The 14118-nt window shown below is 65.4% G+C and carries 14 protein-coding genes, 1 pseudogene and 2 riboswitches; of the genes and pseudogenes, 6 read left to right on the plus strand and 9 right to left on the minus strand.

What is annotated here, in order from left to right:
- Positions 1-308: 308 nt before the first annotated feature.
- The 3 genes from DQ353_RS10845 to DQ353_RS10855 all read right to left on the minus strand — a co-directional run bounded on the left by DQ353_RS10845 (position 309) and on the right by DQ353_RS10855 (position 3399).
- Positions 309-1136, minus strand: coding sequence for a C40 family peptidase (locus tag DQ353_RS10845; protein ID WP_113762770.1), 828 nt, complete (start codon positions 1134-1136; stop codon positions 309-311).
- Positions 1137-1141: 5 nt separating this feature from the next.
- Positions 1142-1296, minus strand: a riboswitch (cyclic di-AMP (ydaO/yuaA leader).
- Positions 1297-1423: 127 nt separating this feature from the next.
- Entirely contained in the window at positions 1424-2359 is a 936-nt protein-coding gene (locus DQ353_RS10850) for a M23 family metallopeptidase (protein WP_286166755.1), read from the minus strand.
- Between the two features lie 76 nt (positions 2360-2435).
- A riboswitch (cyclic di-AMP (ydaO/yuaA leader) is annotated at positions 2436-2619 on the minus strand.
- Positions 2620-2703: 84 nt separating this feature from the next.
- Positions 2704-3399 (minus strand): iron-dependent transcriptional repressor DtxR, encoded by a 696-nt coding sequence (locus DQ353_RS10855; RefSeq protein ID WP_113762772.1) that lies wholly within the window; start codon positions 3397-3399, stop codon positions 2704-2706.
- A 196-nt stretch (positions 3400-3595) separates the two neighbouring features.
- Between DQ353_RS10855 and serC the strand changes: the two genes are divergently transcribed.
- On the plus strand, positions 3596-4717 hold the full coding sequence (gene serC / locus DQ353_RS10860; protein ID WP_113762773.1) for a phosphoserine transaminase: 1122 nt from the start codon (positions 3596-3598) through the stop codon (positions 4715-4717).
- 204 nt (positions 4718-4921) lie between these two features.
- Here the strand turns inward: serC and DQ353_RS10865 are convergent, their stop codons facing one another.
- Positions 4922-5419, minus strand: coding sequence for a DUF3027 domain-containing protein (locus DQ353_RS10865; RefSeq protein ID WP_113762774.1), 498 nt, complete (start codon positions 5417-5419; stop codon positions 4922-4924).
- 4 nt (positions 5420-5423) lie between these two features.
- Positions 5424-5807, minus strand: a complete 384-nt coding sequence (locus tag DQ353_RS10870; RefSeq protein ID WP_113762775.1) for a cold-shock protein — start codon at positions 5805-5807, stop codon at positions 5424-5426.
- 250 nt (positions 5808-6057) lie between these two features.
- On the opposite strand from DQ353_RS10870, the gene DQ353_RS10875 reads away from it, so the two are divergent.
- From DQ353_RS10875 to DQ353_RS10895, 5 genes are all read left to right on the plus strand, one after another.
- Complete coding sequence (locus DQ353_RS10875) at positions 6058-6288, plus strand: hypothetical protein (RefSeq protein ID WP_286166756.1); 231 nt, start codon at positions 6058-6060, stop codon at positions 6286-6288.
- Positions 6289-6423: 135 nt separating this feature from the next.
- Entirely contained in the window at positions 6424-7134 is a 711-nt protein-coding gene (locus DQ353_RS10880) for a response regulator transcription factor (RefSeq protein WP_113762776.1), read from the plus strand.
- Between the two features lie 22 nt (positions 7135-7156).
- Positions 7157-8656, plus strand: coding sequence for a sensor histidine kinase (locus tag DQ353_RS10885; RefSeq protein ID WP_113762777.1), 1500 nt, complete (start codon positions 7157-7159; stop codon positions 8654-8656).
- 190 nt (positions 8657-8846) lie between these two features.
- Positions 8847-9137: a WXG100 family type VII secretion target gene (locus DQ353_RS10890; RefSeq protein ID WP_113762778.1), complete on the plus strand. Its 291-nt coding sequence runs from the start codon at positions 8847-8849 to the stop codon at positions 9135-9137.
- A 55-nt stretch (positions 9138-9192) separates the two neighbouring features.
- A complete protein-coding gene (locus DQ353_RS10895) occupies positions 9193-10089 on the plus strand; it encodes a DUF4031 domain-containing protein (protein WP_113762779.1) in 897 nt (298 codons plus the stop codon).
- Positions 10090-10322: 233 nt separating this feature from the next.
- Here the strand turns inward: DQ353_RS10895 and DQ353_RS10900 are convergent.
- From DQ353_RS10900 to DQ353_RS10915, 4 genes and pseudogenes are all read right to left on the minus strand, one after another.
- Positions 10323-10937 (minus strand): annotated as a pseudogene (locus tag DQ353_RS10900) (phosphotransferase); the annotation flags it as partial.
- A 103-nt stretch (positions 10938-11040) separates the two neighbouring features.
- A complete protein-coding gene (gene groL, locus DQ353_RS10905) occupies positions 11041-12678 on the minus strand; it encodes a chaperonin GroEL (protein WP_071216369.1) in 1638 nt (545 codons plus the stop codon).
- 280 nt (positions 12679-12958) lie between these two features.
- The gene (locus DQ353_RS10910; RefSeq protein ID WP_113762780.1) at positions 12959-13627 is read right to left on the minus strand and encodes a LytR C-terminal domain-containing protein; all 669 of its coding nucleotides are present in this window, start codon (positions 13625-13627) and stop codon (positions 12959-12961) included.
- 94 nt (positions 13628-13721) lie between these two features.
- On the minus strand, positions 13722-14018 hold the full coding sequence (locus tag DQ353_RS10915; RefSeq protein WP_113762781.1) for a DUF3263 domain-containing protein: 297 nt from the start codon (positions 14016-14018) through the stop codon (positions 13722-13724).
- Positions 14019-14118 lie beyond the last annotated feature (100 nt).

Raw genomic sequence — 14118 nt, forward strand, 5'->3', positions numbered from 1 at the left:
AACAGAGGGACCCGTCCACGACGGAAATCCCTCACGGTGGCGCACGCGGCACTCGGCTTTGGCTCCTGTGCCCTAGCCTAAGACAATGGATGACTGTTTTGCTCGCATTTGTCGGCAACTGGTTAAAAAATCCACCGAAAATTTGCCCGCGGTACACCCCTGGAAGGGTGTTCCGGCCGTTCCCGGGGTATCCGGCGCGGGCCTCACGGGCCGTGCATGCCGTCCCGGGCAGACCCCTGTTGGCGGCATCAACCACAAAGGCCCCGGTGGATCCTTGCGGATCGACCGGGGCCTTGGAACGCTTGTGCTTAGCCCTTGAGGGTGTAGTACCCGTAGAGCGGGTTGCGTGTCACGTCGTGGATCATGGTGTCGACGGTCGGGTTCTGTGCACCGATCATCTTGCCGCCACCGAGGTAGATGCCAACGTGGCCGCCACCGTTCTGGAACACCAGGTCGCCCGGCTTCGGGCTGGAGGTGCGAACGAACTGGCCCGAACCACGGATGGCCGAGGTGCCGCGGGCGATGTTGATGCCGTGCTGCGCGTAGACGTACTTGACGAAGCCGGAGCAATCCCAGCCCGACGGGGTGTTGCCGCCCCATACATACGGAACGCCCACGTACTTGGCAGCGGTAGCCGCGATGCCGGAGAGGTTGGCGGTGTTGACCGAGTCGCTCTTGACCTTGGGGGCCGAGGAGGTGGACTGGGTGGTGCCGCGGTTCGAGCGGGTTACCGGCGCCAGGGCATCGGCATTGCTGGAACGCGTCGAAGAAGTGGTGGAGCGCGGGGTGACCTCGTTGGCCACGGCGATCACGACGGGGGCCGGAGCCGGCTTGGAGGTGAACGCTGCACGCTCGATGTTCAGGTCCTTGGCGCGTTCGGTCGAGACCGAGACTGCCTTGACTGCTACGCGCTCTGCGGAAAGGCCTTCAACGGGGACGGCGCTTGCTTCGCGGGATACGTTGCCCTGGGCTGCGGGAACGCCCAAGGTCAATACGAGACCTGATGCGGCTGCAATGACTGCTGCCTGGCGGCCAACCGATCCAGCGTTCGAGGCTACGGCCTTCGAGATGGATTCTAACGGGTTGGTCCGAACCGGGGTCGCGCGGTGGCGGCCCAATGCTTGACGTGTAGTCACGTAGTAATGCCTCTCCTGATGCCTGCGAGGTGAGCTGTCGGGTTCGAGTGGGAGTCACTCGGCAATCCGGCCGCCAGGCCGAACCACTTAACCCCAAGGCTTCCTGGTGTGGAAACCGAAAGTGGGTCCCCCGCCACTGCCAAACGAGTTCTTGAACGGACACCGTGGGCTGGCAGTGCTCGGCACTTCCCGCGGCGGTGATCAGGGTTGGTCCCTGAGCACTTACTTAGAATATATGAAGCGAATCCAAAAGTCACGTTCTGGTCACGGAACGGTGACAATTGCCGTTATAACCAGCCCTCGGGGTTTACCCACTTGCCGTTGACGATGACCTCGAGGTGCAGGTGCGGGCCGGTTGAGTTGCCCGTGCTGCCACTGAGCGAGACGACGTCTCCACGCTTGACCTTTTGTCCCACGGTGACCTTCAAGGCCGAGTTGTGGTTGTAGCTGGTGTGCAGGCCGTTTCCGTGGTCGATCTCCACGCGGAAGCCGGAGTGGCCCGCCCAGGCTGCCTGCACGACGGTGCCGGCGGCGCTGGCCTTGATCGGCGTACCCATGGGAACTGCGTAGTCCAGACCGTTGTGGTTCATGTAGCCGGGGCCGGTCGGATTCTTGCGGTGGCCGAAGCGCGAAGTCAATCGAATGCTGTCCACCGGCTGGGCCAGTACACCGCTCGTGGCGATCTTGGTGACATCCCCGCCTGCGGCGGTCATGACCGTGGCCAGCTTGTCTTCCTTGGTGAATTCGCTGGTCAGCGAGGCGCGCTCGATCTTGACCGCGTCACCAGTCGGGGCCTGGACATCGACCACGACCGACTGGGCGACGCGCTGGGCGTCGGCGACGGCGCTCTCGGGCTCCTGTCCGGGGGATGCGGCGGCGAAGGCCAGGCCGGAAACGGCAGCAACCGCGGCAATCTTGTGCGTGAACCCCAAGCGGGCGCGCTGCGGCCGGGGAACGAACTTGATGACGTTGTCCAGCTCGTCGGCTTCGGCCGGGGCGGCCAGCGGGGCCGCGGGGGCGGCCAGTGCCACGGGAATCTCGGTGGCGGCAATGGCTGCCGCGTCCGGGGATGCGCCGTAGCGCAGGCCCGCATCGAAGCGGCGGCCGGTGTACTGCAGGGAACCAGTTGACTCGACGGATTCGGGGACCACGCCCAGTGCGCGGCGGCCGGGACGTCGGGAAGTGTTTTCACCACTCAGGGCGGTGTCTACGATCTGCTCCAACGAGCCTTCAGCAGGCAAAGCATCAACGGGTCCGGACGCACGGCGGCGGCCGGAAGTGTGCTGCTGAGTCAAATGGTCAACCTCTCATGTATCGCCTGCGAAGTTAGCTGTCGGATTCGAGTCATGAGATCAACTCGGCCGAGCCCACCTAGGCGGACTCAACTTCACCCCAAGATCCTTGGCCACTGGCCAGGAACGGTTGAAATGGGTCCTCCGCCCCTACCGGGAATTCTTGCTCCTGGATCCGCCGGTAGGGTTATGCGAACCGGATCAGGACTGGATTGCCTAAGTGCAACCCAACGAGAAACCCTACCGGGGTTTATGCCAAAGTTACAATTCCGTTATCAATCCATGCGGCGGACAAACACATGCGCGCTGACTTCGGTCGGAAGCTCCAGGGCGCCCTCAATGCCTTCGACCCGCACCACCACGTACTCCCCGGCCCTTTCTAGGGTGACTAGGGCACCTGGGCGGATGCCGCCCTCATCGAGCTGAACCAGCAGCTCGGGTTCCACCTGGATGGTTTCGGCCAGGCGCTCGATGCGGACCGGGCCGAGGTTGCCGTCCAGCAGGGCCGAATCGAGATTTTGGACACTCACGGAGATCTCGGCCAACCCGGGCCCTCCCAGCGCCTCGAGCCCCGGGATCGGGTTGCCGTACGGGGAAGCCGCCGGGTGGCCCAGCAACTTGTACAGCCGCTGCTCCACGCGCTCGCTCATCACGTGCTCCCAGCGGCAAGCTTCCTCATGGACGTACTCCCACTCCAGGCCGATCACGTCGGCAAGCAGGCGTTCGGCCAGGCGGTGCTTGCGCATCACGCCGGTGGCGACTTCCGCGCCATGTTCTGTCAGTTCGAGGTGGCGATCGGTGGTGACAACGACCAGCCCGTCGCGCTCCATGCGGGCCACCGTCTGCGAAACCGTGGGCCCGGAGTGCCCCAGGCGCTCGGCAATACGTGCGCGCAGGGCGACGATGCCCTCCTCCTGGAGTTCCAGGATGGTGCGCAGGTACATTTCGGTGGTATCGATCAGGTCTGACACGTTTGCAGCTCCCGCATGGGTTGATTTTTACAAGAGATCACTACGCTTCCCACTCTACCTGCGTTCACATTTCCGACTCGCTATTACGCATTGGGCGTCCGAGTGCGGGATTATTGAACAACTGGGCATCCCCGAATCGCATCAGACAACGGATGCGAGGGTGTCAAAGCGTAAAACCCCCTTTATGAGGAGCAACATGAGCACCGGCCTGACCATTCCCCAAGACCTCTTGCCCGTGGACGGCCGATTCGGTGCCGGACCTTCCAAGGTCCGCCCCGAACAGGTCCAGGCACTGTTCGAGGCAGGCACTCGGCTCTTGGGCACCTCGCACCGCCAGGCCCCCGTGAAGAACCTGGTCCGCGAGATCCAGGAGGGCCTCAAGGCCTTCTTCAACGCCCCGGCGGACTACGAAGTGGTCCTGGGCGTTGGCGGATCCACCGCTTTCTGGGACATCGCCGCCTTCGGCCTGGTCCGCAACAAGGCCCAGCACCTGTCCTTCGGCGAATTCGGCTCGAAGTTCGCCGCCGCGACCAACAAGGCCCCGTTCCTGGAGCCGTCTTCAATCATCACCTCCGAGCCCGGCTCCCGCCCGGTTCCCGTGGCCGAGGTTGGCGTGGACGTATACGCTTGGCCACAAAACGAGACCTCCACGGGCGTCGCCGCCCCGGTGCACCGCGTCGAAGGTGCCGATGAGGGCGCCCTGGTCGTCATCGACGCGACCTCCGCCGCCGGCGGACTGGATGTGGATGTCTCGCAGGCCGATGTCTACTACTTTGCCCCGCAGAAGAACTTCGCCTCCGACGGCGGACTGTGGATTGCGCTCTTCTCCCCGGCCGCAATTGCCCGCGCCGAGGAAATTGCCGCCTCCGGACGCTGGATACCGGACTTCTTGAACCTGAAGACGGCGATCGACAACTCGCGACTGAACCAGACCTACAACACCCCGGCCCTGTCCACCCTGGTATCGCTCAACGCCCAGGTGCAGTGGCTCAATGCCAACGGCGGCCTGAAATTCGCCGCAGCACGCACGGCCGACTCGGCTTCCCGCATCTACGACTGGGCCGAGGCCTCCGAGGTCGCCACCCCGTACGTCGTCGCACCCGAAGACCGCTCCAACGTCATCGCCACGATCGACTTCGACGATTCGATCGATGCCGCCGCGGTGGCCAAGACGCTGCGCGCCAACGGCGTGGTGGACGTGGAGCCGTACCGCAAGCTGGGCCGCAACCAGCTGCGCGTGGCAACGTTCGTGGCCATCGAGCCCGAGGATGTCTCTTCGCTGCTCAAGTGCATCGAGTACGTGCTGAAGAACAGCTAGGTTCTTCGCAAAGCATCCGGGCGGCGCCCCGGCACGGGTCAACACCGCGTGCCGGGGCGCCGCCTTTTTGGCGTGGACTCCAATGCCGACGGGCAACCCCGGCAAGGCCCGCCGCGCACGGGAAAGGGGGCTGGCGGTGACCATTCGGTCATCGCCAGCCCCCTCCAACCCTCCAGGGGACAAGTCCCCTGGTTTACTATTCGACTACCTGGCGTCCGGGTCCTCGGAATCCTGCGTTTCGGCGTCCTCGGGCGTTGCGGCCTCGTCGGTCGCCTCGCCGTCCGCGGGCGCCTCGGCATCGGCATCGCCGGATTCCTCGCCCGGGGCCTCAATGCCGGCTTCTGCGGCAGCGGCCTCCTCGGCGGCGCGACGCTCGGCGTCCATTTCCTCCGGGCGGACTCGTTCGGCCCAGGGAACCCAGGCCGGGGCCAGCAGTGCATCCTCGCCGGGAAGTATCCCGACCTCGCACACCGTGATGTCCTTGGCCTGGGCGCGCGGGATGCGGGTCAGCGTCGCGAACCAGTACCATCCCTCGTAGCCGATGCGCAGCGACTCAAAGCGATGGGTCACCAGGCGTTCGCCGTCGTTGACCGCCTCAAGGTACTCGCCAATCATCGCTTCGTCGGTGATCTCCAACAGCGCGGCGCGTGCCTGGTCAACGGCCTTGGCCAGGGTTGTGTCCAATATCGGTTTGCGTGCCATGTGATCAGGCGTCCAAGTCGTCGGCTACGGCGCGCAGCACGGCTGCGATCTTGGCGCCATGGGCTTTTTCCGGGTAGCGGCCGTGGCGCAACCCGTTGGAGACGGAGTCGAGCACCTTGATGAGGTCCTCGATCAGCACTGCGGTGTCAACGGCCGGCTTGCGCTTGGCACGGGCCACCGAGGGTGCATCTTCGAGGATGCGCACGCTGAGCGCCTGCGCGCCCTTGCGCCCCTCGGCAATGCCGAATTCCATGCGTGTGCCTGCGCGCAGCTCGGTCACGCCCGCGGGCAGCGCCGAGGCGTTCAAATACACTTCCTGGCCCTCGTCGGTTACCAGGAACCCGAACCCCTTGGAGGGTTCGTACCATTTCACTTTGCCGGTTGGCACGTCTAGCTACCTCGTCCTTGCGTCACAATGGGCCAACCGCGGGGGTCGAAAACCGTTCCGCGTTCCCATTTTCTGGCGATCTCCCGGCGCGAAACCACACAACCCGGCCCCCGATGGGGGCTTGTGGGCGGGCTCTTGCGTCCGGGGAAGTCTATATCTTCTAGGGTACGACATCAGCGCCTTGCCCCCTTCCATGGCCGGAGTCCGATCCCGATGTGGCTCTTTGCCCGGTGCGCGGTAGTTTTAAGGGGTGAACACCACCGCCCCGACCTCGGCTTCCCAGCGCATCCTGACCTTCCTGTCCGGAGGCATCGCCGTCCTCTCGCTGGCAGCACTGGCAGTGATCCTCATCCAGTACATGATGCAGGTCGCCCCGGCGCCGGCATTCCTGGCAGTTGCGCTCTACGGCTTGCCGCTGGCCTTCATCCTGCTCATGGTGGTCCTGGTGCTGAACTTCCGCGAGCGCCGCCGCTCCCGCTAGCGCCGTCCTCCCTGCGCTTCGGGGCCCGTCTCCGGCAAATTCCGGGTACCTTGGCGGCGTTCGTGCTGCGAAGCACCCTTGCATGCACAACGAACACACAGGGTTCTTACAGATAGCGGTTGCAGACTGGTACCCATGAACGCCAAAACCCCCGAAGCAAAGCTCCTGGTCGTCGACGACGAACCAAACATCCGCGAATTGCTTTCCACCTCCCTGCGCTTTGCAGGCTTCGAGGTGGTGGCGGCGGCAAACGGCCGCGAGGCCCTGGCTGCCGTGGAGGCAGATACCCCTGACCTTGCGGTGCTCGATGTGATGCTCCCGGACATGGACGGTTTCACCATCACCCGCCGCCTGCGCGCCGCAGGCAAGCACTTCCCCGTGCTGTTCCTCACCGCACGCGACGACACCGAGGACAAGGTCACCGGACTGACCGTCGGCGGGGACGACTACGTCACCAAGCCCTTCAGCCTCGACGAGGTCGTGGCACGCATTCGTGCGGTGCTGCGCCGCACCCAGCCTGCCGAGGAGGACAGCGCGGTCATCCGCGTCGATGACCTCGAGCTCGACGACGACGCGCACGAGGTCCGCCGCTCCGGCGAGGTCATCGAGCTCTCCCCCACGGAATTCAAGCTGCTGCGCTACCTGATGATGAATCCCAACCGGGTGCTGTCCAAGGCGCAGATCCTGGACCACGTATGGGAATACGACTTCAACGGCGACGCCTCCATCGTGGAGTCGTACATCTCCTACCTGCGCCGCAAGATCGACTCCCGGCCCGAGTGGCCCTCGCTGATCCAGACCAAGCGCGGTGTCGGCTACCTGATGCGAACCGCCGACCGCCGCTAAGACGAAAGACCGGTTCCCCCACGTGGAAAGCGCCCGCAGGTTCTGGCGACAGGTGTCGCTGCGCACCAAGCTCGTGGCCCTCATGAGCTCGTTGATGATCTTGGGGATCGTGGTCACCGCTGTCGGCTCGGCCCAGTCCCTGCGCCTGATGCTCACCGCGCAGCTGGACACCGACCTGAAGTCCAACACCGCCACGATCACCGCCACGATGCTCAACGACTATGCGGGCATCGCCTCCATCAACCCCAAGTCCAACGGGCTTGCCCGGTTCTACGGGGACTTGCGCAACGAGTCCGGGGACATCCTCTACACCATGCCGCGCAAGGCGGCCGCGGACAACAAGCCGCTGGATGCCCCGGACGTCGACGCCCAGGCCCTTGACCGGCTGCGCGGGGAACCCGCCGCCTCGCTGACGGTGCGCGGCACCAGGCTCGGCTCGGCCGGCTGGCGGGTGCGCATCGTGGATCTGCCGCGCACCGACTACGACCTGGTCTATGCGCTGCCGATGACCTCGGTGCAGGACACCGTCACCAAGGCCACGATGCTGGTGATGTCCACCGGCATGCTCGCCACGCTGCTGATGTCGATGATCGCCTACGGGATCACCACCCGGGCCCTGCTGCCGCTGCTGCGCGTCGAACGCACCGCGGCGGCCATTGCCGCCGGCGACTTGTCCCGGCGCGTGGAGGATTATCCGCCGGAGACCGAGGTCGGGCGGCTCTCGCGCTCGCTGAACGCGATGCTGGCGCACATCGAGCATGCCTTCCGGGGCCGTGCGGCCTCCGAGCGCAAGATGCGCCGCTTCATCCAGGACGCCTCCCACGAGCTGCGCACCCCGCTGGTGACGATCCAGGGGTATTCGGAGTTCTACCGGCAGGGCGGGCTGAACGACCCGGAGATGCTACGCACCGCGATGGGGCGCATCGAGGCCGAGTCCAAGCGCATGGCCCAGCTGGTCGAGGACCTGCTGACCCTGGCACGGCTGGACGAGCAGCGCCCGCTGGAACGCAAGCCCATCGACCTGCTGCTGCTGGCCGGGGACGCTGCCGAGGACACCCGGGTCAACGCCGTGGACCGCAGGGTGCGGCTGATCGGGCTGGATGGCGGGGCCCCGCAACCGGCGCCCACCAGCGGGGACGAGGCAAGGCTGCGCCAGATCGTGGCCAACCTGATGACCAACGCCCTGCGCTACACCCCCGAGGGCACCGACATCGAGATCGCCGTGGGCGTCAAGCCCGTCATCGATGGACGCTCGGATGCGGTGCTGGAGATCCGCGACCACGGGCCGGGCATCTCCGAAGAGGACGCCGGACGGGTGTTCGAGCGCTTCTACCGCGCCGATTCCTCCCGCCAGCGGGAGACCGGCGGCACCGGGCTTGGCCTGGCCATCGTCGCGGCGATCGCCGCGCAGCACGACGGGTCCATCAGGCTCAGCGACACCCCCGGCGGCGGGGCGACCATGTCGATCCACCTGCCCTACGTCGCACCCGAGGCAGATCCCGAGGACGACGAGCAGGACTAGGGCCAAGCTCCCCACGCGTTGTCCACACCCCGTTGCGGCCCAGCCCGCAGCGGGGTGTGCCGCTTCTAGCCTGAAGACGGAAGCACGCAGCGAACACAGCGGCGAGCTTCCCGCCGGGAACCGACGGGGGCGAACCCCGTTTGCACGGCCCCGGCGCCACGGAACCCATTGCACGGGAGTGAAAAGCAACATGAGCACGTTTGCCGCCAACACCAACGAGATGCAGGCCCGGTCCATGAACCTGCATGCCACCATCGAGCGCGTCCGGGCGGAGGTGAATTCGTTGACCTCCTCGCTGCAGGACCTGCAGGGCACCTGGCAGGGTGCGGCCTCGGCCAATTTCCAGTCCGTGGTCGCCGACTGGCGCAACACCCAGGCCCGAGTGGAGGAATCGCTGTCCTCCATCGGCACCGCGCTGAACCGCGCCTCGGTGCAATACGACGAGGCCGAGGCCGCCAACGCCTCGCTGTTCACCTACTGACAGCCCTCGGGTGCCGGAGCCGGTGCGTGGTCCGGGCGCGTATTAGTCTGGGGACGTGTCCATCCTCATTGATCCCCCGTCGTGGCCGGCCCACGGAACGTTCTTTTCGCATCTTGTCTCCGATGCGTCCCTCGGCGAGCTCCATGGCTTTGCCCGGGCCCAGGACCTGCCGGAGCGCGCCTTCGACCGCGACCACTACGACGTGCCGCAAAGTCGCTACGCCGACCTGGTCGTGGCCGGAGCGCTCCCGCTCCCGGCCACCGAGCTGGTGCGCCGGCTGATTGCCTCCGGGCTGCGGGTGCGCGCCAGGGAACGCCCCGAACGCCTCGACGCGGTGCTGCTGGCCCGCTGGGAGTCGCTGGGACTGGGCGCGCCGGGAATTGAACGAGAACTGCTGGCCCGTTGGTCCGAGGAACGGCGGGTCTACCACGACCGGGCGCACCTGTTGGCGGTGCTCGCGTCCCTGGACACCTTGGCCGGTCCGCACCGGCAGGACGCCGGTCACCTACCCGTTTACCTGGCCGCGTGGTTCCACGACGCCGTGTACCGGGGCACAGCAACCGACGAGGAGGATTCCGCCGCGCTGGCCGCGGAACTGCTGCCGGGCGTTGGCGTTGGCGCACCGGTGGTGGACGAGGTGGTTCGACTCGTCCTGCTGACCACGACCCACAAACCCGCACCCGGGGACCACGCCGGGGCGCTGCTCTGCGACGCGGACCTAGAGGTGCTGGCACGCAGCGCCGCGGCCTACCGTCGTTACGCCGCGGCGGTGCGCCGCGAATACGCCCACGTCTCGGATGCCGACTTTGCCCGCGGACGTGCCGCGATCCTGCGTGGGTTGTTGGCGGGCGGGTCGCTGTACTCCAGCGATCGCGGCCGGGAATTGTGGGAGGAACGGGCCCGAGCCAATCTGGAGGCCGAGCTGGCGGAGCTGGAGCCCATGGGTCGATAGGTTCGGGCCGAAACGCCGGAACCGGGGTGCCTACGCAGTGCTTGGACCCAAAGGCTTTCAGGTTCCTTCACGAACCGCGTGGCCCGCGCCCAATGTTCCCCGTGCCCGTCCACGGACATCCGCCCCCAAGGCTGGGCGTCGCCGCGATGGGATTCGCGCAGGAAGTCATGCATGGCCTGTGTATGCGCTCCCATGGCCCGCGGCAATGCGGCGCGCAACCCGGCAGCGGCGTCGTAGCCCTCGATGACCAATACGCGCAACCGGGAGGCCGCCTCGCCCGGGTCTTGGCCGTCATTGAAGAAGGCAAAGGACTGGGCCGCATATGCCAGGTCCCACAACTGCGTGCTGGGTCCGGCACCATCCCAGTCGATGAAGGCCGGTTGGCGGCCCGTGACAAGGTTCCACGGTGCCAGGTCGTTGTGGCAGACCAGCTCAGGGCTCTCGACCGGGATCAGGGTGTTCCAGGTCTTCTCCGGGGACACCTGGAACGTTTCGGCCACATCATGGATCCGCCGGATCCGGCGCCCGATTTCCCGCAGGGCATCCCCCGGCAACGGCCGGTCATTCGGTGCCGGGATTCCAGGCACAAATTCAACCACTTGCCGGCCCGGTGCGTCCCGGCCTCGAGGTTCCGGGGCCTCCCCAAGGCCTTGTTCCCGCAGATGGGCCATGAACCTGTGGACCGATCCGGTGCAGGATTGCCAGGGCTTGCGCACCGTTGCTCCACTGCGGACCACCGCCGCGGCGGCATTCCCGCCCTCCAGCGGCTCTTCGATTTCAGGCATGGCCCCAGGGTGGTCCGGCGCCATCGAATGTCCTCGTGTTAACGCCGCGGGCCGCCCTCCCATGCGGCGAACCTCCTCCGCAAGGGAAGTGGTGCACCGCCGGGAAAGCGGCCCGTGGTTTTGGCTGGTGAAGCCTACGCGCTAGGCGTGGGGTGTTGCAGGGGGATTAGAATCCGCCCATGCCGCCCATGCCACCCATGTCGTCGCCACCCGGTGCTGCTGCGCCGGCCGGAACCGGCTTGTCGGCGACAACGGCTTCGGTGGTGAGGAACAGGCCGGCGATCGAGGCGGCGTTCTGCAGTGCAGAGCGGGTCACCTTGACCGGGTCGTTCACGCCGGCTGCCAGCAGGTCGACGTATTCGCCGGTTGCAGCATTCAGGCCGTGGCCTGCGGGCAGGCCCTTGACCTTGTCGGCGACAACGCCCGGCTCCAGGCCGGCGTTGAAGGCGATCTGCTTCAGCGGGGCTTCGATGGCAACGCGCACGATGTTTGCACCGGTTGCCTCGTCGCCTTCGAGCTTCAACTTGGCAAATGCGATGGCACCGGCCTGGATGAGGGCCACGCCGCCACCGGCGACGATGCCTTCTTCGACTGCTGCCTTGGCGTTGCGCACTGCGTCTTCGATGCGGTGCTTGCGCTCCTTGAGCTCAACCTCGGTTGCGGCACCGGCCTTGATGACTGCAACGCCGCCGGCCAGCTTGGCCAGGCGCTCCTGCAGCTTCTCGCGGTCGTAGTCCGAATCGGAGTTCTCGATCTCGGCGCGAATCTGGTTCACGCGGCCGGCGATCTCCTCGGCGTCGCCAGCACCCTCGACGATGGTGGTCTCGTCCTTGGTGACAACGACCTTGCGGGCGGAGCCCAGCAGGTCGATGGTGGCGTTTTCGAGCTTCAGGCCGATTTCCTCGGAGATGACCTGGCCACCGGTGAGGATGGCGATGTCGGCCAGCATGGCCTTGCGGCGGTCGCCGAAGCCCGGTGCCTTGACGGCGACGGACTTGAACAGGCCGCGGATCTTGTTCACGATCAGGGTTGCAAGGGCTTCGCCTTCGATGTCCTCGGCGATGATCAGCAGCGGCTTGTTCGACTGCATGACCTTCTCAAGGATCGAAACCATGTCCTTGACATTGGTGATCTTCGAGTTGGCGATCAGGATGTACGGATCCTCAAGGACCGTTTCCTGGCGCTCGTTGTCGGTGACGAAGTAGGCCGAGATGTAGCCCTTGTCGAAGCGCATGCCCTCGGTGAGCTCAAGCTCGAGGCCGAAGGTGTTCGACTCCTCGACGGTGATGACACCTTCCTTGCCGACCTTGTCAAGTGCCTCGGCGATCAGGGCGCCGATTTCGTTGTCGCCGGCGGAGATCGATGCGGTGGCAGCGATCTGCTCCTTGGTCTCGATTTCCTTGGCGGAGGCGAGCAGCTCCGCGGTGACCGCGTCGACTGCCTTCTCGATGCCGCGCTTCAGGGACAGCGGGTCGGCGCCGGCAGCAACGTTGCGCAGGCCTTCCTTGACCAGGGCCTGGGCCAGAACGGTTGCGGTGGTGGTGCCGTCGCCTGCGACGTCATCGGTCTTCTTGGCAACTTCCTTGACGAGCTCGGCACCGATCTTCTCGTACGGGTCCTCGAGCTCGATCTCCTTGGCAATGGAGACACCGTCGTTGGTGATCGTGGGGGCGCCCCACTTCTTTTCCAGAACGACGTTGCGTCCACGCGGGCCAAGGGTGACCTTGACGGCGTCGGCCAGGATGTTCAGGCCGCGCTCAAGGCCTCGGCGTGCTTCCTCGTCAAATGCAATGATTTTGGCCATAGCGGCTTATGTCCTTTCGGGACGTTCATGCGTATCTACGACCTGAGGCAACGCCCGCGACGGACGAAGAATCCACGATGTCATGGGACGATCGCAAAAGCTTCTCGCTGCCTTGGTCAAGGACTCACTCAAACAACATCCCTAAACCGCACGGATCCGGTCGAAACTTCGATCGAGTTAGCAGTCGGGACGTGTGAGTGCTAATACAAATCTTGGCACTCAACCACCCGGAGTGCAAGCTGTGGGTCTTTGCCGAGAGCGTAGTTCGCCACGCTTCGGCCTAGCGGTAGTTGCTTCCCAGCACGATGGCGATATTGCCCGGGATGTTTGCGCTCTGCATGATCGAGGTGATGCCCAGTTCCCCGGCCGCTGCCTCCGCGGTGGCCCGCTGGGTCTCGGATCGGTAGTAGACCGTGGAGTAGGTGACCTTCTTGGTCCAGTTCGATGCCGAGACATTGCTGAACCCGGCGTTCAAGAGCTCGGTGCGGGCCTGGCCGGCAAGTCCGCCGACCTTCGCCCCGTTGTAGACGCCCACGACCATGGTCGTGTCGACGTCCTCCGGCAGCCCGCTTTCGCTGGCGTCGGTGGACTCGGAAGCTTCGGTCGACTCGCCGGGGTCCGTGGAACCGCTTTCGGAAGGCGTTTCGCTGGGATCCTCGGTGGTGGTCGGCGATTCGGAGGCGTCGGAGGAAGCCGGGGCCGAAGTCGTGCTCGGGGAGCTCGCGGCCACCGGTGCGGGGTCGTTCGAGGTGCCCATGAGCTTGGGCAGGACCATGAAGGAGAAGAGTCCCACCACCAGGGCAAGCGCCCCGAAGACCATCAGCCAGCGCAACCCGGATCGGGCTCCGCCCACGGATGCGGCGGCAGCCCAGCCGTTTTCGCGGTGCGATCCGCTACGGTTGCTGAACTCAGGGACGCGATCAAATTCATCGCGCGGATAGTTGGTCATGCCCGTCCTCGGTGATGTGTCTTGCAATGTGGGCATGCGCGGGTGCAGGAACACAAGCGCTTCCGGGCCCCGAAACGCCCGACGTGCGTTGCAATCATGCCTCGGATTCGAGCCGTTTCGCCGACCGAGCGCGATGCCTCGTCGTTCGTAGTCTACGCAATCGCTTGACCAGCATGGGGTCATGGGCCAGCGCCGCGTCCGTGTCGATCAGCGTGTTCAACAACTGGTAGTAGTTGGTTGGCGAGATGGAAAACATCTCTGAGATGGCTTGTTCCTTGGCGCCGGCATACTTCCACCATTGGCGTTCCAGTGCGAGAATCCGCTGGGAACGCTCATCCAGCTCGCTGGATTCATCAAGCTCAAACTCGAGCCCAAGTGCCTCGGATGACATTGCACTTCCCTCAACAATCCAGTTCCCGGTCCACGGCGAACTACCGGGCAATCTGCCTCAACTGTAACTATTCTAACGTGTCTCCCCGACACTTCGGCTG

The organism is Arthrobacter sp. AQ5-05, from assembly GCF_003287975.1.
Lineage (GTDB): Bacteria > Actinomycetota > Actinomycetes > Actinomycetales > Micrococcaceae > Paeniglutamicibacter.